The 23,100-nt window shown below is 56.4% G+C and carries 13 protein-coding genes and 1 tRNA gene; 9 read left to right on the forward strand and 5 right to left on the reverse strand.

Features of this window, described 5'->3' with window-relative positions; genetic code table 11:
• Nucleotides 1-112 precede the first annotated feature (112 nt).
• The gene (epmA, locus tag Dpoa569_RS02410) at nt 113-1,090 is read left to right on the forward strand and encodes an elongation factor P--(R)-beta-lysine ligase (protein WP_042873014.1); all 978 of its coding nucleotides are present in this window, start codon (nt 113-115) and stop codon (nt 1,088-1,090) included.
• A 134-nt stretch (nt 1,091-1,224) separates the two neighbouring features.
• On the opposite strand, the gene mscM is transcribed toward epmA, so the two are convergent.
• The 3 genes from mscM to rsgA all read right to left on the reverse strand — a co-directional run bounded on the left by mscM (nt 1,225) and on the right by rsgA (nt 6,613).
• Nucleotides 1,225-4,548, reverse strand: a complete 3,324-nt coding sequence (gene mscM, locus Dpoa569_RS02415; RefSeq protein WP_042873012.1) for a miniconductance mechanosensitive channel MscM — start codon at nt 4,546-4,548, stop codon at nt 1,225-1,227.
• Nucleotides 4,549-4,577: 29 nt separating this feature from the next.
• Nucleotides 4,578-5,492, reverse strand: a complete 915-nt coding sequence (asd, locus tag Dpoa569_RS02420; protein WP_042873010.1) for an archaetidylserine decarboxylase — start codon at nt 5,490-5,492, stop codon at nt 4,578-4,580.
• A gap of 71 nt (nt 5,493-5,563) precedes the next feature.
• Nucleotides 5,564-6,613, reverse strand: coding sequence for a small ribosomal subunit biogenesis GTPase RsgA (gene rsgA / locus Dpoa569_RS02425; protein ID WP_146411017.1), 1,050 nt, complete (start codon nt 6,611-6,613; stop codon nt 5,564-5,566).
• Nucleotides 6,614-6,745: 132 nt separating this feature from the next.
• Between rsgA and orn the strand changes: the two genes are divergently transcribed.
• Both orn and Dpoa569_RS02435 read left to right on the forward strand, forming a co-directional pair.
• Nucleotides 6,746-7,288: an oligoribonuclease gene (gene orn / locus Dpoa569_RS02430; protein ID WP_042873008.1), complete on the forward strand. Its 543-nt coding sequence runs from the start codon at nt 6,746-6,748 to the stop codon at nt 7,286-7,288.
• 207 nt (nt 7,289-7,495) lie between these two features.
• A tRNA-Gly gene (locus tag Dpoa569_RS02435) sits at nt 7,496-7,571 on the forward strand.
• A 420-nt stretch (nt 7,572-7,991) separates the two neighbouring features.
• Here Dpoa569_RS02435 and Dpoa569_RS02440 read toward each other — a convergent pair.
• Nucleotides 7,992-8,840 carry a chymotrypsin family serine protease gene (locus Dpoa569_RS02440; RefSeq protein WP_042873006.1) on the reverse strand — a complete coding sequence of 283 codons (849 nt, stop codon included), beginning with the start codon at nt 8,838-8,840 and terminating at the stop codon, nt 7,992-7,994.
• A gap of 504 nt (nt 8,841-9,344) precedes the next feature.
• On the opposite strand from Dpoa569_RS02440, the gene Dpoa569_RS02445 reads away from it, so the two are divergent.
• The 6 genes from Dpoa569_RS02445 to Dpoa569_RS02470 all read left to right on the forward strand — a co-directional run bounded on the left by Dpoa569_RS02445 (nt 9,345) and on the right by Dpoa569_RS02470 (nt 22,608).
• Nucleotides 9,345-10,157, forward strand: coding sequence for an efflux RND transporter periplasmic adaptor subunit (locus Dpoa569_RS02445; protein ID WP_042873005.1), 813 nt, complete (start codon nt 9,345-9,347; stop codon nt 10,155-10,157).
• A complete protein-coding gene (locus Dpoa569_RS02450) occupies nt 10,154-11,479 on the forward strand; it encodes an efflux RND transporter periplasmic adaptor subunit (protein ID WP_042873004.1) in 1,326 nt (441 codons plus the stop codon). Before Dpoa569_RS02445 ends, Dpoa569_RS02450 begins: the two co-directional genes overlap by 4 nt.
• Before the next feature lie 11 nt (nt 11,480-11,490).
• Nucleotides 11,491-13,599, forward strand: a complete 2,109-nt coding sequence (locus tag Dpoa569_RS02455; RefSeq protein WP_042873003.1) for an HlyD family efflux transporter periplasmic adaptor subunit — start codon at nt 11,491-11,493, stop codon at nt 13,597-13,599.
• Between the two features lie 283 nt (nt 13,600-13,882).
• Nucleotides 13,883-14,797, forward strand: a complete 915-nt coding sequence (locus Dpoa569_RS02460; protein ID WP_042873002.1) for a phage tail protein — start codon at nt 13,883-13,885, stop codon at nt 14,795-14,797.
• A 249-nt stretch (nt 14,798-15,046) separates the two neighbouring features.
• A complete protein-coding gene (locus Dpoa569_RS02465; protein ID WP_146411020.1) occupies nt 15,047-21,043 on the forward strand; it encodes a putative Ig domain-containing protein in 5,997 nt (1,998 codons plus the stop codon).
• Between the two features lie 56 nt (nt 21,044-21,099).
• Nucleotides 21,100-22,608: a TolC family protein gene (locus Dpoa569_RS02470; RefSeq protein ID WP_042872997.1), complete on the forward strand. Its 1,509-nt coding sequence runs from the start codon at nt 21,100-21,102 to the stop codon at nt 22,606-22,608.
• 97 nt (nt 22,609-22,705) lie between these two features.
• Here the strand turns inward: Dpoa569_RS02470 and Dpoa569_RS02475 are convergent, their stop codons facing one another.
• Nucleotides 22,706-23,080, reverse strand: a complete 375-nt coding sequence (locus tag Dpoa569_RS02475) for an STN domain-containing protein (protein WP_128569790.1) — start codon at nt 23,078-23,080, stop codon at nt 22,706-22,708.
• Between the last annotated feature and the right edge of the window lie 20 nt (nt 23,081-23,100).

Below are 23,100 nucleotides of genomic sequence, written 5' to 3' on the forward strand. Positions count from 1 at the left end.
TCTTTAATAATCTCGACAAACCAAATAGATGAAAATCTTCAGCTGGATAAATTTGTCTGGCTGGGATGATGCGGGTAGACTGCACCTCCAGTTTGAGTGTGGAGTGGAAATCATGAGCGAAACAGCCAGTTGGCAGCCGAGTGCCCCCGTCGCCAATCTGTTAAAGCGGGCGTCGATAATGAAAGAAATCCGACGTTTCTTTGCAGACCGCGGTGTGCTGGAAGTGGAAACGCCAGCTATGAGCCAGGCGACGGTAACGGATGTGCATCTGTCTGCGTTTCAGACCCACTTTGTCGGCCCCGGCGCGGCTGATGGTATGGCGCTGTATCTGATGACCAGCCCGGAATACCACATGAAACGCCTGCTGGCGGTGGGCAGCGGGCCGATTTATCAACTGTGCCGCAATTTTCGCAACGAAGAGTCTGGCCGTTATCATAACCCTGAGTTCACCATGCTGGAGTGGTATCGCCCGCACTACGATATGTACCGGCTGATGAATGAAATGGATGACCTGTTGCAACAGGTACTGGAGTGCGACGGCGCCGAAATGCTGTCTTATCAGCAGGCGTTCCAGCGTCATCTGGAAGTGGACCCGCTATCGGCGGATAAAGCGCAACTGCGTGAAGTCGCGGAGAAAATCGGCGTCGGTGACGTGGCAAACCGGGAAGAGGACCGCGACACGCTGTTGCAGTTGTTATTCGCATTTGGCGTGGAGCCGCAGATTGGCCGCGACAAACCGGCGTTTGTCTACCATTTCCCGGCCACACAGGCTTCACTGGCGGAAATCAGCACCGAGGATCACCGGGTGGCGGAGCGGTTTGAGGTATATTACAAAGGCATCGAACTGGCTAACGGTTTTTGCGAACTGACGGACAGCAAAGAGCAGCGTCAACGCTTCGAGCAGGATAACCGCAAGCGCGCCGCGCGTGGTTTGCCGGTACAACCGATTGACGAGAACTTGCTGGCGGCGCTGGCCGCGGGTATACCGCCGTGTTCCGGCGTGGCGGTAGGCGTAGATCGTCTGGTGATGCTGGCGCTGAACGCCGAGTCTATCGGCGAAGTGATAGCGTTTACGGTTGATCGCGCCTGAGGCTGCTTTTCCTATTATTCATTCGTCTGGCTAAAAACCACGGAAGCCATCGCTTACCGTGGTTTTCTTTTTCAGCGAAATGACAACGGTATTCAGCGAAATCACAACTGCGGCGTAATATCACTTAAGCGTAATTACAACCCGCCTGCGGTTCGCGTTGTGGTCGTGGCGTTGCGCCCGGCAATTTGTACTGAGTCCATCCGCACCTGGAACGGTGGGAATGGCATCACCAGATTGTGTTCGCGGTAGCTTTCCAGAATCAACTGATGCAGTTCATGGCGTAGCGGCATCCGGTGACCCATTTCTGCGGCGAAAATACGCAGTTCGAAAATCTGGATACCCTGATGCAGGTCCACCAGAAACACTTCCGGTGGGGGATTATCCAGCACCAGCGAACAGCGTTTCACCGCATCTCGCAGTAGTGTGGTGACCTCCTGCGTACTGGCATCGGCAGGGGCGGGGATGGTCAGCACCACGCGGGTGACCGAGTCAGACAGCGACCAGTTGATGAACTGTTCGGTGATAAAAGCTTTGTTGGGTACGATGATCTCTTTGCGATCCCAGTCGGAAATGGTGGTGGCGCGGGTGTTGATGCGCATCACACTGCCGGTCAGATCGCGGATAGTCACGGTATCGCCGATGCGAATCGGTTTTTCGAACAAGATGATCAGGCCAGAGATGAAGTTGGCGAAGATCTCCTGTAAGCCGAACCCCAGCCCTACGCCGAGTGCCGCCACCAGCCACTGCAATTTTGACCATTCGATACCGATCAGCGAGAATCCCATCAACCCACCCACCAGCATCATCAGGTACTTGCTGATGGTGATAATGGCGTAGCCGGTGCCGGGCGACAGTTCGATATGCTGCAATACTGCCAGCTCCAGTAGCGCGGGCAGGTTGCGCACCAGTTGCGCTGTGATAACAAACACCAGCAGCGCAATCAGCACCGAGCCAAGGGTAATCGGCTGTACGCTCTCCACCCCTTTCACCGTGCTGGTGACGTCCCACAGGCTGATATTCTCCAAAAACGCAAAAGCGGAATGGATTTCCGACCACAGGGCGATGACCGATACCAGTGCTATCAGCGTCAGGATTGATCGCACCAGCTTCAGCGAACGGGCGCTGATGGCGTCCAGGTCCACCACCGGTTCTTCTACCACGTCTGCACTGGCTTCGTGTGACGAGGGTGGGACCTCTTCCTCACCTCTGGCGCGTTGCGCCAGTATGTCCGCCCGGCGCTGTCTGGCGCGATCAAAGGCGATGCGGCGGCGTTGAATCAGCATCCAGCGGCGGATGATGTGATAAATCACCAGCAGGAAAAACCAGATGGCGACCGAGGTTTCCAGCCGCGCCAGCAACGCCTGCGAGGTGGTGAGATAGCCCAGGCAGGACGCTAGTGCAGCAATCAGCGGAATGCAGATCATCAGGTTCCACATTGCGCGGTTCACCGGGTTTTCGCCGGCGCCTTCCTTATCCAGATACAGCGGAATACCGGCGCGTTTCAGGCTGGTGGTCACCAGGCTCAGCGCCATACACAGCAGGATAAAACACAGCCGCCCCAGCGTACTGGAAAACTCACGGTCATTAAGGTTATCGAAGGTGATGAGCGCCATGACCAGCGGCACGATAAAACCGATGGAGAGACGGTAGTAGCGCATGGCGCGCGCCACCTGCTTCGGCGACCAGCCGAAATGCACGATGAACAGCCCCTGACGGTGAGAAAACGCAGCGCCGATCATCATGACCCACATCAGCGGTACGGTGGCGGTCACGCTATCGCCGATGGCGACGGCGACCGGGTAAGGCCAGGCGTTTTGCAGACCGTAGCCGAGCGCGGCCCACAGCACCGGCAGCGGCATCGCCACCATCACCGACCAGAATACCGTGCGCAGCGTCAGCATGAAGTAGTCGAGGGTGACCTTGCCGACCCGGCTGCTGGCGCGTTCCAGAAAGGCATGGTAATGGCGGCGCGAGCTGATACTCAGCCCGACCAGCAGCAACGCGCCCAGTAGCGGCAACAGCGTGCTCTGGCTGGTGACCATCATCAGCATGGCGCTGCTGAGTTGGGTGAGGGTATCCAGCGACAACAGGCGTGACAGGTCGCGCAGCAGGTGGAGCGGGTAGGCGAAACCAACCGGGTCAACATCCGCCACCCAAAACAGATAGCGATGCGCCGCGTCGCGGATCTCAATCAACGCGTCTTCCAACTGGTTGCTGGCGACTTTCAGCTTGGTCAGTTCCAGAATTTGCGTGTCGCAACCGGAAATCAGCGATGTGAGCAGATCGCGCTGGGTACGTTGCTGATCGTTGACGATCTTTTGTTGAGCGGCGGTCAACGGGGCGCCGTTGTCCTGTCGGGCCGGTTCGCTGGTCGCCGGCAGCTTGTTGAGCTGATCTTCATAATGTAAACGCTGGGCGCGCAGTTGCGCCATGTCGCCGTCCAGTTGCTGGGGTTTGGGCATTTCCGGCAACCTTGCTACCTGCGCGCGCAGCGTCTCCCCCAGCGCCGGCGATGAGCCGAGCCATTGCGCCTGTTCGCGTAGCGTGCTCAGCGCCTGGCGCACCTGTAGCGTTTGGGTGGCGGTCTGGCGCTGGCGGGACGCTATCTGATCCATGCGCTGCGCCTGCTGGTTAAGCGCCAGTGAAAGTTCACGGTTGGTTTGCAGCAGACTGGCGACCACGGCAGGTAACTGACCTTCCTGTTCCGCCAGTTGCTCGGTTCGTTCCATCGCTTGTTCCGCCTCGCGCTGGCGCAACGTGTTCAGCGTGCTGCGCAACAGCTGGAGTTGGTTGTCCAGCCGGTCACGCCGCTTTTTGTAGACATCTGCCTGCAGGCGCGAGAGTTCCTGACGGTTGCTGGCGGAAAGCTGTGCCAGCTCCAGCTCTTCCAGTCGGCTTTTACGCAACGCCGCTTCGGCCTGTAGCGCGGCCAATTGCGCCTGACCTAATGGCGTGGCGGGATTACCCAGCGCCTGTACGCGCCGTTCGACGTCGCTCAGCGCGCGGTTGGCTTCGGTTTGCTGCTGCGGTATCTGGGCTAGCGAATCACTGATTTCTCGCTGATGGTCCTGTTCCTGTTGTAACTGGCGGCTTTGTTCCAGCAACTGGCTGCTGAGCTGGACGATCTGCTGTTCCAAATCGTTGACCGATGTGGTTTTGGGCGGCGCTGCCGGTTTGGCATCTTCCGCATCCAACTGCTGGCGCAAGTCGCGGGTGAGCTTGGGAAAGTCGTCAATCGCACGCTGGTACTGGTCGGCTCGCTGGCGGGTTTCCCGGCGTTCGTCCAGCAGTCGCAACGCCGATTGCAGCTCTTTGACGATATCGGCTTGCACCGGGGAGTTTTTGTTGATTTCCGCCTGCTGCAGATCCTGTTTCAGTTGCGTTTCATCAGGCAACTGGGCGGCCAGCGATGTGGTTGATAACAGGCATCCCATCAGGAAAATCAGAATCAAACGCACGGCTGGCCTCCTCAGGTATAGTGATGGGGTCAGGGGGTAGTGTCGCTGTCGTTGGCGGCGCTCATGCGTGCCCGAACATCCTCATCCAATGCTTCGGCCATGGCTTCACCCATGCGCGTGACGCTCCGGCTAGCCAGTCCAGACATTAACTGTACACGGTCTTTAGCGAACAGGTTAATGACCGTGGAGCCGAGTTTGAAACGGCCCATTTCGTCGCCTTTTTCCAGAATGACGGCGTCTTCGCCTTCCTGCGGATAGGCCCAGCGTTTGATGATGCCTTCGCGCGGCGGCGTGATAACGCCAGCCCACACGGTTTCGATACTGCCGACGATGGTCGCGCCCACCAGAATCTGCGCCATTGGCCCGAATGGCGTATCGAACAGGCAGATGACGCGTTCGTTGCGGGCAAACAGGTTTGGCACGTTGGCGGCGGTCAGCGGGTTAACGGAAAACAGGTCGCCCGGCACGTAAATCATATCGCGCAAAATACCGTCACACGGCATATGCACACGGTGGTAATCGCGCGGCGAAAGATAAGTCGTGACGAACACACCGTCGCGGAACAGGTCGGCGAGAATGACATTGCCGGCCAGCAGTGCTTCCAGCGAATAGTTGTGCTGTTTGGCTTGCAAGATCTGAAGATCGTCGATGGTGCCGAGCTGAGAGATAGCGCCGTCGGCGGGGAACACCAGCCGATTCGCCAGCGGATCAACTGGGCGAATACCCGGTTTCAGCGGGCGAACAAAAAAGTCGTTGAACGTACGGTAGGATGCGGCGTTGGGTTGCTGCGCTTCCTGCATATTGACCTTGTAGATGCGCGCAAACAGTTCAATCACCAGCCTGGTAAGCAGGCCCGCCTGACGGTTAGCCCCCCAACCAGCCAATTGCGTCAGCCAGACCTTCGGGAGCAGATGTTGTAGAGCAATCTTGATTCTGTCCAGCACAGTGAGCCTCGTCGTTTTTTTAAGGGTACGCCGTAAAAAAGGGCGCATTGTAGCGATGGATACAATAAATGTCAGTTATCTGGAGCAGAAAAGGATTTACGCGTTTTTACCTGCGCCATGCTTTCAAGAATGCGGTGGTAGTTGTCGAAACGCTCTGGCGCTATCTCCCCGCGTTCCAGCGCAGCGCGAATAGCGCAGCCAGGGTCGGTATCGTGTTTGCAGTCGCGGAATTTGCAACTGCCCAGATAGTCACGGAATTCGATAAAACCGCGCGTGACTTGCTCCGGCTCCAGATGCCACAGGCCGAACTCACGTACGCCCGGCGAGTCGATGACATCGCCACCGTGGGGGAAGTGATACAAGCGAGCGGCGGTGGTCGTGTGCTGACCCAATCCAGACGCATCGGACACGTCATTGACCAGAATTTTGGCGTCGTCAGGGTAGAGCAGGGCATTAAGCAGGCTCGATTTGCCGACGCCGGACTGCCCGGCGAAGATACTGACGCGGCCAGTCAGCGCGGCTTCCAGCTCGGCAAGCCCTTGTTGGGTATGACTTGAAACCATCAACACCCGATAACCGAGATGACGGTAGATATCCATCACCTCTTCGACAAATGCCCGGCCTTCGTCATCCAGCAGATCGGTTTTGTTCAGCACGATCAACGGTTCAACGTCCAGTGTTTCGCAAGCGACCAGATAACGGTCGATAATATTGAGCGACAACTCCGGCAAAATGGCGGAGACAATCACAATCTGGTCGATGTTGGCGGCAATAGGTTTGAGACCGTCATAGTAGTCCGGGCGGGTCAGCACCGACTGACGCGGGTGCACCGCTTCGACGATGCCGCTGATACCGGCCAGCGTTTCGTTGCCGGCACGCCAGACGACCCGGTCGCCGGTGACCAGCGAATGAATAGTGCGGCGAATATTGCAGCGGTGCAGCTCGCCGTCCGGCGCTTCCACATCCGCGTGCATACCGAACCGGCTGATGATGATGCCTTCCTGCGGTTCGCCCAGTTGGTTGTCATCCCACTCGACCTTGCTGTCGGCGTGCTTCAGGCGGCGCTGATGGTTGGCACTGACCCGACGTTGCTGACCTTTTGACAGTTTCTTTTTACTCACGCAGTCTCTCTTGGTTCGGCGCTTATCGCCGGTGGCGATGGAAGCGACTATAATACACGCTATTTTATTTTAATTAACCGCTGCCGGGCCTGTCAGCCTGCTGGCGGCGAAACCTCGATGGGAATGGCAACGATGGTAAATGAAAACAACCTGATCTGGATCGATTTGGAAATGACGGGGCTGGATCCTGAACGGGATCGGATCATTGAGATCGCAACACTGGTGACTGATGCCAACCTGAATGTACTGGCAGAAGGCCCGACGCTGGCGGTGCATCAGTCTGACAGCCAACTGGCGCTGATGGATGACTGGAACGTACGCACTCACACCGGCAGTGGGTTGGTGGATCGGGTCAAAGCCAGCACGTATGACGACCGTGCCGCCGAATTGGAAACTATTGCGTTCCTGCAACAATGGGTACCGGCGGGCAAATCGCCGATTTGCGGCAACAGCATCGGGCAGGATCGCCGTTTCCTGTTCCGTTACATGCCGGAACTGGAAGCTTACTTCCACTACCGTTATCTGGACGTCAGCACGCTCAAGGAACTGGCGCGCCGCTGGAAGCCGGAGATTTTGGCAGGCTTTAAGAAGCGCAATACCCATCAGGCGCTGGACGATATCCGCGAATCGGTGGCGGAACTGGCGTACTACCGCGAACACTTTATTCAGTTGTAACGGCTGCCGGGGTAATGGCTGCATGAGATGTCAGTCGTGTCGGCGTGGAAAATGCGCTAAAACTCCTGGTATTGCAGGTATTTTCAGCGCATTGTTGATTTTGTCGGCACTTGAACGACATTTTTTGTCAGGGGGGTTGCGAGAGAAAAAGTTTCTCGTATAATTCGCTCCCCGTAACGACAGCAAATTACGTTACGTCACACCCCTGCGGGAATAGCTCAGTTGGTAGAGCACGACCTTGCCAAGGTCGGGGTCGCGAGTTCGAGTCTCGTTTCCCGCTCCAAATTTCATCGTGCAGATACTCAAATTTGCATGATGCAGAAAACCACCGAAAGGTGGTTTTTTTGTGCCTGCCGTTTGGTGTTTCAGGTGTACGATATCCAGCACCGGGCGCGCCGGTGCTGGATATCGTCAATAATCGCCATCTGGAAATTAACCTGCTGGTGCCATCCTGCTGGCTGTCAATACTTACAACCCGGCCTGACTTTCACCTTTACGCTGGATTAAACCGGCACACCGTTACAAGCCCGTTTTTCCGACTGGACGTACGAATTGATCGTTGGTGATCAACAGCGCAGTGTCGGCTGCAATGCTCGCCGGACTCGCGCACATCTGGGGCTATCTTGCGATAACCATACACAGCCCCTCCCCTTAACGGCGAAGGGACCAGCCGCACCGACTTCTGGGTTAACGTTTCGACAAATCAGTTTGGCGGTGCAATCGTATAATTGGGCATCTCGTGGAAAAATTGCGCTGTAGATGTATAAAGCATCATGTTTAGGTTGTCATTTTGACCTTTTATGATGCCGTGTATGACTCCCGATGTACTCACCACTGGTCCGCCGGAATCGCCTGGGCTTGTCAGACCGCCAAAGTCGGGAGTTGCGGCACGAAGTCCCTGGACTGTCACGGGATAGCCCGCGGGAATGCGTGCATCCGTCCAATCGCACAACACGTCGGTCATGAATCCGCTCGTGCAGAAGCGGTTAGTTGAGGGCGCGGGGGCGTGGTCGGTGACAGCGATCGCAACAAGCCCACCCTCTCGCGACCGGTAGAGCGCTGCTCGCGAGAGCAGCACCTTGCCTACCGCACGCGGTTCGTATCTCGAAATGATTGTGCAATGAATTCCTGTTGATGGCGCTGTGCAGTGCCGGTAGTTATGCAACACCGGTTCCACGCGAATCAATTCGAGATCTGAAACCTCCGACTTCCAGGAAACATAGCCGATATCCGCCCCATTCACGGACACCGTGCTGTTGTAGTCACCACAATGCCCTGCAGTCAGAACGAACCTGACCGCTCTCCGATATGGAGTCAAGTTGGCCCAAGCGCCTGTTTGCTGGAGCACAAGACCGGCGGTGCACTGGTTGCCAAGGCTCATCGTCAGAACGGTACCGCCGACAACTGGCTGCTGGAGTCTGGCCTGATCAACGGCAAGCGCCGAGCCAGAGGCAAGGAAGGCCAGGATGCCAGCCGCGATCAAAGAGGCGCGATGCGCACCTCCCATTTTCTTTTTGGACACATCTGGACTCACAGAGTAAATATTAATCATTTTTTACTGCAATTTGTTTGCGAATTATACTTAAAGTAATAGTAGTTATCTGATGATTAGCTATTTTTTAGGCGTGAAGAGTCGCTTCATCAAGATAAATAAATGATTATAAATAAATTTTAGTAACTCGCGTGCCGTCACGGACCAACTTCCACATTAGGGAAGGTCTGAACAAAGCAGCCTGATCTGCCACAATCGATCAACTAACCGAGCGGACGATCTCGATGCAACTGGCCTTTGGTGAAGCGACTACACTGGGCTGGATAAGTGCGAGTGAGCCTATGCCAATCCTACGACAGCGTCGCGCACCTCTTGCCCCGGCTACATTACGTCGCTGTTGATCTTCACGACAAATTCATAACCTGGTTCTACCTCTCATCGCATTCCCGTTTCTGCTGATTTACTATACTTGCCAAAATCTATGGCTAATTGGTGAAAATTCAGGGGCTTGTTCTTGATGCCTTCTGATTGGTACACACCTTCGCGGAATCAAGGCAGGTTAGTGTGAACAATTTCAATCACTCCGTTTTCCATCGGGCTCTGGGGCTGATGGCGGTTTGTGTTTTGGCTTATCATGTGCAGGCGCAGGCTGAAGACCCGTTATTGAGTCATCCGGCTCATCCTACACAGATGTCGGCCTCGGCTGACAATCAGGCCAATCAGGCGCGCGGGATGCTGGTGGCGGTGGATCAGGCGACCATTTCCAGCGATCTGGCCGGGCGCATTGTGGAAATGCCGTTCAGGGAAGGGGAGTCGTTCAAAAAAGGCGACCTGCTGGCGCGTTTTGACTGTGCCATCTATCAGGCGCAGTTGGCGGCATCGCAGGCGGCGATGCGGGCGGCGGAAGCGGAGCTGAGTCAGAACCAGCAACTGGCGGAACTCAAATCGGTGGGCAGGCACGCCGTGGCTTTATCTGCTGCGCGTTTGGCGCAGGCGCAGGCAGAAAGTCAGGTCTATCAGATTCAGGTCAGCCGCTGCCGTATTCTGGCGCCGTTTGACGGTCAGGTGGTCAGGCGTCGTGCTCAGGCGTATGAAAGCGTGGCGCCGGGCGCACCGGTGTTGGATATCGTCAACAATCGCCATCTGGAAATTAACCTGCTGGTGCCATCCCGCTGGCTGCCAATACTTAAAACCGGCCTGACTTTCACCTTTACGCCGGATGAAACCGGCACACCGTTACAAGCCCGTGTATCCCGACTGGGCGCGCGAATTGATGAAAGTAGCCAGACCCTCAGCCTGACGGGAGTGATTGAAACCAAAGATGCCGCGCTGATGGCTGGGATGAGCGGCACAGCACATTTTCCGGAGAAGCCGTGAGCACTACGCCCCCCGTTTCCAGCGAACGTATCTTCGCCCGTTTTCTCGACCTTGAACGTCAGGCGCGTTCGGCAGATACCGTTGAAGCGCTGGCTTACTGTATGGTTAACGACAGCCAGACGCTGTTTGGCTTTCGTCATGCCGCGTTGGTGATCAACGGCACGGTGCGAGCGGTGACCGGCGTGACCCAGCCTGCGCCTCATGCGCCCTTTGTGGCGTTTGTTGAGCGCGCTTGTCGGCAACTGCTGCAAGAGCCGCAATATGCGCAGTGTGCGGTGGTGGAGGCGACAGCGTTAGATGATCAAAGCCGTAACGACTGGCTGGCGTTGTCAGCGCCCGAAGTGCTGTGGACGCCACTGAAAGATAAGCAAGGGCGTCTGTTTGGCGGCATCTGGTATGCCCGTGAGCAACCCTGGCAGCCCGCTGAGCAGTTGCTGGCAGACCAACTGGCCCACGCATTCAGCCATGCCTGGCTGGCGCTGGAACCGCAACAACAACAGCTGTGGCGACGCACTCGCTGGCGCTGGAAGCTGGCTATACCCGCCTTGCTGGTGGTCGGGTGCCTGTTTATTCCGGTACGTCAATCGGTGTTAGCGCCGGCAGAGGTGATTCCGCTCAACGGGCGTGTGGTTGCCGCGCCGCTGGATGGGGTGATTCAGGCATTTGCCGTCCAGCCGAATCAGAGTGTGCGTAAAGGCGATGTACTGGTGCGTTTCGACGATACCACGCTAAAAGCGCAGGCCGATGTGGCTGAACGGGCATTGAACGTGGCAGAAGCGGAATTCCGTGCCAGTTCGCAGCGCGCTTTTCAGGATGCCGACTCCAAGGCCCGGCTGGATTTTCTTGCCGCGCAGGTGGCGCAAAAGCGTGCCGAACGCGATTATGCCAACGCCTTGCTGAGCCGCACTGAAATTCGCGCGGAGCGGGACGGCATTGCGGTATTTGCCGACGCCGAACGCTGGACCGGTAAACCAGTCCGCACCGGCGAACGGCTGATGGATTTGGCCGACCCGGCTTCCGTCTCTCTGCGAATTGAACTGGATGTCGGCGATGCGATTCGGCTGGAGCCGGATGCACCGATCACCTTGTTTCTTGATAGCGATCCGATAACGCCGCATGGCGCGCTGCTGGATCGTATTGCTTATGAATCGGAACCAACCCCGTCGGGTAACCTGGCTTACCGGCTGGACGCACGTTTTACTGGCGAACCGCCACGTATCGGGTTGCGCGGTACGGCGAAAATTTCTGGTGAATATGTACCGCTGGCGGTGTACCTGTTCCGGCGACCGCTCGCCGTATTACGTCAGTCGGTTGGATTATGACGGGTGGGGGGATGAGTCATTTTTTGCCTGAGCTGAGGAGCGATCTGCAACTGGTGGAATCGGCTACCGGTCTTGACGGCGCACCGCAATGGGTGCTGGCCGACCCGGTCACCGGACGTTATTTTACGCTAACGCCCTCGGCAATACGTCTGTTGCGGCACTGGTCGCTGCGTCATCCGCAAGCGGTGATGGAGGCGGCTAACCGTGAGCCGGGCTTGCCGTTGCAGGGCCGTGAACTGGAGCAGTTGGTACGGTTTCTGCGTAACTACGATTTGATCGCCGCCAGCGACCCGGTGCAACGACAAGGGTATGCCATCAAAGCAGCGGCATTGCGCGTCAGCCTGTGGAAAACTTTGCTGCACCAATATCTGTTTTTCCGCATCCCGTTATGGCGCCCGGACCCGGTGCTCAGCCGCTGCTGGCCCTGGCTACAACGCTATGGTCTGCCGTTGTTACGGGTGGCGTTACCGTTAGTATTGCTGTTGGGAGGCTTTCTGGTCAGCCGGGATTGGGTTCGCTATACCCACTCCTTTCCCCACCTGTTCAGCCTGCAAGGGATGGCGGCTTTTGGTATCGCACTGGTCTTTGCCAAATTCATCCATGAACTGGGGCACGCGTTTATGGCTAAGCGCGCTGGCTGCCGGGTACAGACCATGGGCGTGGCGTTTATCGTGCTATTTCCGCTGTTTTATACCGATGTCAGCGATGCCTGGAAGCTGAAGGATCACCGTGCCCGGTTGTTGATTAGCGCCGGCGGTATTCTGGCGGAGCTGATGCTGGCCTGTGTGGCACTACTGGCGTGGGCGTTGTTGCCTGACGGTCCGGTACGTACCGCCGCCTTCATGCTCTCCAGCGCCACCTGGGTAACGACGCTGGTGGTTAACCTCAATCCTCTGATGCGTTTTGACGGCTACTTTTTGTTGAGTGATTTCTGGCGCGTGGAAAACCTGCAGGAACGGGCGTATGCCTTGTGTCGCTGGCGACTGCGTGAGGTGTTGTTTGGCCATGGTCGAGCAGCACCACATACCTGGTCGCCATCGATGCAGCGCAAACTGCTGATATGGGGTTATGCCTCGTGGATATGGCGCTTTTTCCTGTTCTTCGGCATTGCGCTGGTGGTGTATCACTTTTTTATCAAAGTGATCGGCATCGTGTTGATGCTGGTGGAAATTGGTTGGTTTATCGCGCTTCCGGTAGTTAAGGAAGCCCGTATCTGGTGGTCCATGCGTAAAACTGCTCATCCCGTTAGCCTGCTACGTTCGGGCTTGATTCTGGCAGTAGCGCTGCTGGTGCTGCTGTTTCCCTGGCGCGGCAGCATCCGTATTCCTGCGGTGCTGGAAGCAGAAAACGTCAGCGCGCTGTATGCCCCGATTCCTGCGCAGGTCAAAGCGCTGTACGTCACTGACGGCCAGCAGGTAAAAGCCGGTGAGAAACTGCTGGATCTCACCTCGTCCGATTTGGACTATCGCATCAATATTGAACGCCAGCAGATTGCCGTTTTGCAGCAAAAACGGCAGCGGGGGGCGGGGCGTCAGGAAACCGCCAGTGAAACCCAGGTGCTTGACCGGCAACTGGCGGAGTCGCTGGCCCGTTATCGGGGGCTGGATGCGCAACGTCAGCGGTTGTCTCTCACCGCGCCGCAGGCAGGGCTGGTGAGAGATGTGGCACGGGATATGACCGAAGGTCGCTGGTTGACCACTGATATGCCCTTGTTGCGCGTTGTTGAGCAGGGAACAGGCAAAGTACAGGGGTATTTGCCTGAAGATTCCCTGACACGTGCCAAAGTCGGCATGACGGGTGATTTTATCGCCGACGATCCGGCTTATCCCCGCCTTGCGGTACAACTAAAAGAATTTGCCCCAACCGGTACCGCCTGGTTACAGCAGGAAATGCTGGCGTCTGATCGCCACGGTCCTATCGCCGTGCGCCGTGACCGTGATCACAACCCTCAACCGGTGCAGGCACAGTACCGTGTGCGTTTCGTGGTGCAGGAGGAGCAATTCCTGCCGCCGCAACAACCGCTGCGGGGCAGCGTGATGCTGGAAGGGGAAACGGAATCTATTCTTGGCGCGATGTGGCGTCGGGTAGCGGCGTTGGGGATCAGGGAAAGTGGGTTCTGACGTGTTGAAAACAAAGCCTTTCCAGGGTGATAAAATGTGTTATTCAGTTAATTCTATTAAATAGTTTTTTATGTGACGCTATAAGAAATAATTTATCCCGCCAGCGGAAAATCTCTCCTGTGTCAGCTATGTTTTTATTGTGGTTGGGTTTCTAACTGCATCACCGTTTTACGACATGACATCCTGATTGCCCCGCCCTCAGGGGTTACAACAATACGATTAAAATTATCAGATGCGCTTCACTATGCGGTGAGGCCGCCATCTGCCTAAGGAGAGATGTGTAATGAAGCGAGTTCAGCGTTTGTTTATCAAATCAGTTCTTGCTGGCGCATTAGGTTTTGCCATGCTCCCTACGTCAGCAAATGCGTGTGCTTACGAGGCTTATTTAGGTTCCGTTTGCTATATGGCGAGCAACTATTGCCCTGAATCCTACTTACCTGCCGACGGTCGAACGCTGAACGTATCCCAAAATCAGGCGCTCTATGCAGTGATTGGCAACCTTTATGGTGGTAGCGCACCGAATACCTTCGCGTTACCTGATTTGCGGGGAAGGACGGCGATAGGTACTGGTCCACTGAATGGTTCTGTTCCCGTTTATAATTCTGGGCAGAAAGTCGGGCAGGAAGGTTCAACGGTTACTGCGTCTACATCAATCACGCTGACTGCCGCTCAGATTCCGCCACATACTCATCCTGCAGGCCTGACGTTGAACGGTACTGCCGGTACGACGCCTGTGGCCAGCGGCTCTGTGTCTTTAGCGCTTTCTGGCAGTATCACCAACCTGCCTTTCAGCGCCGTAGCCAGTCTTCCTGTCACCGGTATTGCCAAAATCGGTTCGTCCACCACAACCGGGCGTAGTGCGAACCTGACCGATAAAGCCTTGTTAACCACGGTTGTTGGGCCGGCGGCCCAAATCTATGCCCCTTCTGGCACTAACGATCGGCAGGTCGGGCCGGACGGCAGCGTGACGGGTACCGCGAGTGGACCGGTCAGCGGTACCGCTAGCGGCGGGCAGTTGTCGGGAACGGCATCGGGCAACGTCAGTCTGCCGGTAACCGCTGCAGTGACAGTGGGGCCGAATGCGACGGTTCCTGCTCCGGTAGCCGTTCAGGTACAAGTACCGCTGCCAGTGCGTGATCCGTCGTTAGCGTTGACAGCCTGTATCGCGGTGAATGGTATTTTCCCGGTCCGCCCTTGAGGTGACGGCTTTCACAAGGAAAGCAGGTTACCTGCTTTCCTTCTTGTGTGGGTAACGGTGTGCTGATGAATTTACATATATAAAAATACAAATTGTAAACAAATGGTATATTTATAAGGAAGATGTCACTGACATCTTCCTTATAAATCCAGAGCATTGTTCCAGATTGAAGTGATTAAGTTTTTATTATTTAACGGTTTTTACTATGACCTTTTTGTGAGCGGTTATTTCTGGTGTCGGGGTGTTTTTATGTTATGGCGTCATCTGTTCCGTAAGAAAAGTAGCCATCTGGCTTGCTCTGTTGAACCGGTTTCCGACATACCAATAGGGTATGCACTGGAAGCCCGTATGTTATTTGATGGTGCGATTGCCGCGACGGCCGAGCAAACCACAGAAGCTCAAACGACGACTACACAAACAACCACCACGCAAACAGCCTCGGTTGGGACCGCAGCTCAGTCCGACAGTAGCAATACCGATGGCACCACTGATCAATCCGATACTTCTTCTCAACACACCAGCACGCAGAGCGCCACGACTGATAGTCACGATGTGGCAGCAGTAGCGGCGGGCGCAACCTCTCACAAAGAAGTGGTGTTTATTGATACCTCAGTGGCGGATTACCAGATATTGGTTGACCAGGTCCCTGCTGGGACGGAAGTGGTATTGCTGGATAGTAGCAAAGACGGTCTGACCCAGATGGCAGAGTGGTCACAAACCCATCACGGCTATGATGCGATTCATATCATCAGTCATGGTAGTGAAGGACAGGTTTCACTGGGGACGTTAACGTTAAATACGACGACGGCAGCGTCACGCTCCGCTGATTTAGCGACGCTGGGTTCAGCGTTGACGGAGGATGGGGATCTGTTGCTGTACGGATGTGATATCGGTGCCACGGGTAGCGGCGCGTTTCTGCAATTGCTGCATGATACGACTGGCGCTGACATTGCGGCTTCCAACGATAACACCGGTGCTGCTGCGCTAGGCGGTGACTGGGTTCTCGAAACCTCACTGGGTGATATTCAGACCAGTTCCCTGAGTGTATCCCATTACTCACATCTGCTCTCAACGGTAACATTCGTCGAGAATTCGCAAGAAGACAACGATGCGAATAGTAATAGCATGTTCGTGCGTACTATCGATGGGGCGGACTTCACATTTAAGGCGGGCTCGACGATTACAGGAACGAGCGCGAGTTATCTCGATATTCAGGAAGATACGAACCCTAATTATCAGACTTCCGGTGGTGGGATTGGCCCTGGGATCTATTCGCTATCCGACCGTAATGGCGGCAGTGGTATGGATTTCGAGATCTCGGTACAAAGTGGCTATACCTTTGATTTAACGGGATTCGAAACCCAACTTCGAACCGGCTCCCTGACGATTTATTATGTTAAAGACGGTGTCACCAATTCTTTCACTCTCTCTCCTGGCGCGGATTCATTTCATACTTACAGTGGTTTAACAACGCTGAATGATGTGACGTCGGTGGTATTTACCTCGGAAGACTATGGCCTTTTTCAAAACATTATTATCACCGATGTTAAAACGGCCTCGCCAAAAGACACCACCTCTACGCTAACCGCTGGTGCCGCCAGTGAAGCGACGACGTTTTCTACCACCGCAACCTCGGTTGCCAGCGCCACCTCATTGCTGGATTTTACCATCACGGATACGGGAGCATCGGATGGCGTCGCCACCAATGTCAGCCAGTTCTACGCTAACGTCAGTGGTACGGCGACATCATCAGAATTGAGCAAGATGACTTTCCTGCTCAGTGGCCCGGATGCCACCAACGTTGTCGGCACATACGACAGCAGCACCGGCAGAATCACGTTTTCCAGCTTAAGCCTGTCGGTTGCGAATAGCAGCAGTGAAACTTACACCATTAAAGCGTATTACAACGACAATACCAGCAGTAACGACATCACCGATCACCACACGGTGGTGCTGTCGGTGAATGCCAGCAATTTCACCACGGTCTCCGGTGGTTCGACATTTGCCGGTAGTCAGGCCAACGTGACCAACGGCAGCGGCGCCAGCATTGATGTGGCCGCGACACAATTGATTTATAGCCAGTCGCCGTCCACCTCAGTGGTCAGTGGTATTAACTTCACTACCCAGCCGGTAGTGATTGCTGTTGATGCTCGCGGCAATATCGATACTGATTTCAACAGTTCGGTGACATTAAGCGAAAATGGCAGCGGCTCGCTGACGGGCACCACTCAGGTGACCGCCTCAAACGGTATTGCCACCTTTAGCGGCGTGAAGTACACCTCGGCCAGTGACAGTGATGCCAACTTCGTGCTGACGGCGGCATCCGGTAGTTTGGTCAGCGCCACTTCTGCATCGATCAATCCGGATGTGGTGGCGACGCGACTGGTTTTTTCCACCCAGCCCGTCCCCACGACGATTCAGAACGGACAAAGCACCAGTTTTACCACCGTACCGGTCGTGCAGGCGGTCGATGCGAATGGCATGGTGGATCAGGATTACACCACCAATATTGTGCTCTCGGTGACTGACCCTAACGACAGTGTCGTCGATGGCACCGTCAACAGCCTGTCGGTCACCTCCGGGGATCATGATGCCAGCGCGACGACGGTGACATTAACGCCGTCTGGCGGTATCGCCACCTACACTGGACTCATCATCCAGTACACCAACAGCGGCAGTACCAATACGCTGGCGCTGCGCGCCACGTCAGGCGGTCTGACGGCGGTCAACAGTTCGTCGATAACCTCAACCACCAACACCGCCCCTGTTTTCAGCAACCTCAATGGCGGCGCGACCTTTACTGAAAAAGGCAGTGCGGTGGTGATGGATAACAATGTCACGGTCGCCGATACCGAGCTGAATGCGCTTAACAGTGGACTGGGCAACTATAACGGTGCGTCTATTTCAATCGCCCGTAACGGCGGGGCCAACAGTAACGATAGCTTCGGTAATAGCGGGCTGTTAGGCGCACTGACCCAAGGGCAAAGCTTCACCTATAACGGTACGGCGGTGGGCAATGTCACGGCGAATTCCTCCGGCACGCTGACGCTGACGTTCAATAGCAATGCGACGTCAGCGATAGTGAATGCAGTGCTGCAATCCCTGACCTATGCCAACAGCTCGAATGATCCACCGACCAGCGTGACGCTTAACTGGACCTTTAATGATGGCTCGCTCAACAGTAGCGGCACCAATCAGGCGGTGCTGAGTATCACGCCGGTTAACGATGCGCCGGTTATCAGTAATACATCGGTCAGCAAAACCTTCAATGAGGATAGCGCCCAGACCTTTAGCGCTGCGGATTTTGGTTTCAGCGATGTGGACAGCGGCAACACCCTGCAATCCATTACCATCGTCACCGCACCGATTGCCGGTGAGCTGTTTATTGACGCCAACAGTGACGGCGTGCGCGATAGCGGTGATACGTTGCTTGGCGATGGTGCGGTGGTCAGTGCGGCCAACATCGGTAAATTGACCTTCCGCCCGACAGCGAATGCCAACGGCGCAGGTTATGCCTCCTTTACCTGGAAGGTTAGCGATGGCACGGCGCTGTCCGCGAATACCGGGACCATGACACTTAACGTAACACCGGTTAACGATGCGCCGGTTATCAGTAATACGTCGGTCAGCAAAACCTTCAATGAGGATAGCGCCCAGACTTTCAGCGCTGCCGATTTCGGTTTCAGCGATGTGGACAGCGGCAATACCCTGCAATCCATCACCATCGTCACCGCACCGGGTGCCGGTGAGTTGTTTATTGATGCGAACAACGACGGTGTACGTGGTGGCGGCGATACGTTGCTGGGCAATGGGTCGGTGGTCAGCGCGGCTGATATCGGCAAACTGACCTTCCGCCCGACCGCGAATGCTAACGGCACGGGTTATGCCTCCTTTACCTGGAAGGTCAGCGATGGCACGGCGTTGTCCGCTAATATGGGAACGATGACCCTTAACGTAACGCCGGTTAACGATGCGCCAACGTTATCCAGCGGTGCGACGGTCACCCTGACATCAACCACAGAAGATGTGACATCGTCCGCCACTACGGTGTCGTCATTGCTCAACAACGCGGGTTATGGGGATGTTGACAGCGGTGCTGCCAGTGGTATCGCTATTACTGCGACGGCAGGGCATGGCGGCTGGCAGTATTCCACCGATAGCGGGGCTAACTGGTTCAATGTCGGGACGGTATCAGGCTCATCGGCACTGCTGTTGGGATCAACCGCGCAAATTCGCTATGTACCGGACAGCGCCAATGGTGAAACCGCGACGCTGGGCTTCAGAGCGTGGGATCAAACCAGCGGCACAGCAACAGCGGGTGCCAGCAAGGGCCTGGCGGATACCTCGACGTCTGGCGGCAGCAGTGCGTTTTCCACCAATAGCGCACAGGCATCGCTGCTGGTAACCAACGTGAATGATGCCCCTACCGTGGGAAGCACGGTCAGTACCCAAAGTGCCACCAAAGATACGGCGTTCAGCTTCACCGTGCCAGCCGGTACTTTTGTCGATGTCGATAGCGGCGATACGCTGACGTTGAGCGCGACGCAGGCGGATGGCTCGGCGCTGCCGGGCTGGCTGAGCTTTAATCCGGCCACCCGCACCTTCTCCGGTACGCCGGGCAACGGCGATGTGGGCAACCTGACCATTCGGGTGACGGCGACGGATGGCAGCAACGCCTCGGTCAGCACCACCTTTGGGTTAACGGTCAATAACAGTAATCTCCCGCCGGTGGTGTCCACCCCGGTGACCGATCAGTCCATCGCACAAAATGGCAGCTTCAACTTCACTGTTCCGGCGGGGACCTTTACCGACCCGGATACCGGCGACACGCTGACGCTGAGCGCGACGCGTGCGGATGGCTCGGCACTGCCGGGCTGGCTGAGTTTTAATCCGACGACCCGCACCTTCTCCGGCACGCCGGGCAACGGCGATGTGGGCAACCTGACCATTCGGGTGACGGCGACGGACGGCAGCAATGCCTCGGTCAGCACCACCTTCGGTCTGGTCGTCACCAACGTTAACGATGCACCGGTGGTATCCGGTTCGCTGGGCGCGCAGACGGCGGCACAAAACGGCGGCTTCAGCTTTACCGTACCGGCAGGCACTTTTACCGACCCGGATACTGGCGACACGCTGACGCTGAGCGCGACGCGTGCGGATGGCTCGGCGCTGCCGGGCTGGCTGAGTTTTAATCCGGCCACCCGCACCTTCTCCGGCACGCCGGGTAACGGCGATGTGGGCAACCTGACCATTCGGGTGACGGCGACGGACGGCAGCAACGCCTCGGTCAGCACCACCTTCGGTCTGGTCGTCACCAACGTTAACGATGCACCGGTGGTATCCGGTTCGCTGGGCGCGCAGACGGCGGCACAAAACGGCGGCTTCAGCTTTACCGTGCCGGCAGGCACTTTTACCGACCCGGACAGCGGCGACACGCTGACACTGAGCGCGACGCGTGCGGATGGCTCGGCACTGCCGGGCTGGCTGAGTTTTAATCCGGCTACCCGCACCTTCTCCGGCACGCCGGGTAACGGCGATGTAGGTAACCTGACCATTCGGGTGACGGCAACCGATGGCAGCAATGCCTCGGTCAGCACCACCTTCGGTCTGGTCGTCAGCGGTAGCAGTGTGGATAACGGCGATCCGGAATTCAGGATCAATGGCGGCACAAGCGTGCAACCGACGGCTACGCCTGTGCCAGTGGTGACGGTGGCGCCAGCCGCACCGGTCACGCTAGGCGCGTTGTTCGCCCCGACATCGCTCGGTGCGCTGAATGCGACCAGCACGGCAGATAATGCTACCGCCGCGTCAACCATCTTTCAGGCGGCCCAACGCGCACCACAAGTCAGTAACGCACCGGCCAGCCAGATAGCCAGTGCGTTTGTTCAGGGTACCGTTTCCAGCAGTGCCAGCCTGTTCGAAAGTTCGCTGGGTTCATTTCCCAGTTTCAATACCGGCGGCGCGCTGGGGGGAAGTTCTTCGCTGGCAGGGGTGTTCTCTGGTATCAGCCTGCCGTCTCTGTCGCCGATGGCGGTGTTCTCCGGCGGTAGCTGGCGCGACATCAATACCAACAGTGCCAATACCGGTCGGTTGACGACGCCGCTGGGTGGCGTGGCGATGCAATTCGCCCCCGGTCTGGAGCGACAGTTACAACACATTGGGGATGATATGCAGCAGCGTTTGGCGGCGATTGAGCAGGCGTTGCTCGATATCGGCCAGATCACCGTCGAGCGACAACAAGGGTAAACGTGACCTCAGGGCAAGGTATGCAGACAATAACAACAAGAGTCAGGAGTGGAATCGTGTTAAAGGGTCGGAAATTTTTCAGTCTCAGCCTGATTGTGGTGGCCATGAGCGGTTGTGCCGTTACCAGCCAGCCTATTTCTAAGGAGCAAAGCGAACAGCGTATTCAGCAGGATAAAGTCGCCATGTTCAGTAAGCAGGAGCCGGTGACGGCACCGATTACGCTGTACGATGCGATGGCAAGAGCGCTGAAATACAACCTGGAAGCCCGGCTTAAAGTGATGGAGCAGGCGTTATCGCAACAGCAACTGGAACTGGCTCGCTATGACATGTTGCCGCAGATGGCGATGTCGGCAGGGTATGTCGGGCGCAGCAACACCAGTGCTTCCGGCAGTCGCAGTATTCAAACCGGGCGGCAATCGCTGGAACCTTCCACTTCGCTGGACCGAAACCGTGATGTAGCCGACCTGACGATGGTATGGAATGTGCTGGATTTCGGCGTCAGCTATGTCAATGCCAAACAAAAAGCTGACCAACGTTGGATCGCCGATGAACGCAAGCGCAAGGTTGTTCATACCATTCTGCAGGATGTTCGTTCGGCTTACTGGCGGGCGGTGGCGGCAGAGCGACTGCTGGGTCGTATTGATAGCCTGATCGACCGGGTAAATCAGGCGCGTGAAGCCAGTGAACACATGAGCAAGCAGCAGGTTGGCGATCCGGTTGAAGCGCTGAGCTATCGCCGCGCGCTGATTGACGCAGTGCGTCAACTGGAAGAACAGCGCCGGGCATTGTCGCTGGCGAAAACCGAACTGGCGACATTGATGAACCTGCCGCTGGATACCCCGTATACGCTGGCCTTGCCGGATAACCGCGAGATGCCGGTGCCGCAGTTGAATGTCGATTTCAGTACCCTGGAGCAGACCGCGCTGCTGAGCCGCCCGGAACTCAAAGAGCAGGATTATCAGGTGCGTATTCATGCCGCTGAAACCCGCAAGTCGTTGCTGCGTATGCTGCCGGGGCTGGAGGTGAGCGCAGGCGGTCATTACGACAGCAACTCCTTCATGGTGAACCAAAGCTGGGCGGATGTGGGCGTGAAGGTGACCTGGAACCTGTTCAATCTACTGTCTGGTCCCGCGGCGTATAAGACCGCGAAGGTCAATGAAAGCGTGTCGGAAGTGCAACGTCAGGCGATGTCGCTGGCGATTATGGCGCAACTGTACATCGCCAGAGCCAATTTTAATGAGGCGCTGCGGCAGTATAAAACCAGCGTTGAACTGCGCGATCTTGATGGCCAGATTGCCGAACAACTGAGAAACCGTTACAAGGCGAATAGCATCGGCGAACTGCAACTGATCCAGGGAGAACTGAACGCCCTGAACGCCAATCTGCGTCAGGATCTGGCTTATGCAGAACTGCGTAATAGCTATGGTCAAATCCTCTCGACAGCCGGGCTGGATTTATTGCCCAAAACGCTGCCGTCGGACCGGCTGACGGATATCAGCCAGGCGTTACGCCAGTCTGAAACCAACTGGCAGCAAGGTAAGATCGGCGCGTTGCAATCATTCTGACCGTCCGATGATTTTTCTGGCGTCCGCGACGCAGGCGCCAGAAAAACAAACCGTTGTCATAACTGACGTTACTCTGCGTTTTTTTGTTCGGTTTTCCTCACTCCACCGTTATGCTGTTTCCATCCTGATGCGTTACCCGCAGCCGGGTGCCGGCGATTGCCGTTTGCACCGCCTGACGAATGGTCAGGGTGCCAACCACTGGATTGGGGCGTACCGAACCGGTCTTGCTGGTATCGGTGATGATAACGCAGCCGGTAGCGTGGGCGAGTTGCTGAGCCGTTTCGTCGAAACGATTAAAATACATGTGGTAGGTGCCGGGATTGTCGCATTTGCCGTAGGGCACTGATGAACTGCCAGTCCATTGTGCCGGTTGGCAGCAACCGAATAACAGCAGTGTACCGCATAACAAACATACACCTGGTAACAATGAACTCATCGGGATAATGCCGGGTAAGACAGGCTTGAGCGCCATAGAGTCTCCTGATCATAGAG

It is taken from the genome of Dickeya poaceiphila, assembly GCF_007858975.2.
In the GTDB taxonomy this organism is placed as follows: domain Bacteria; phylum Pseudomonadota; class Gammaproteobacteria; order Enterobacterales; family Enterobacteriaceae; genus Dickeya; species Dickeya poaceiphila.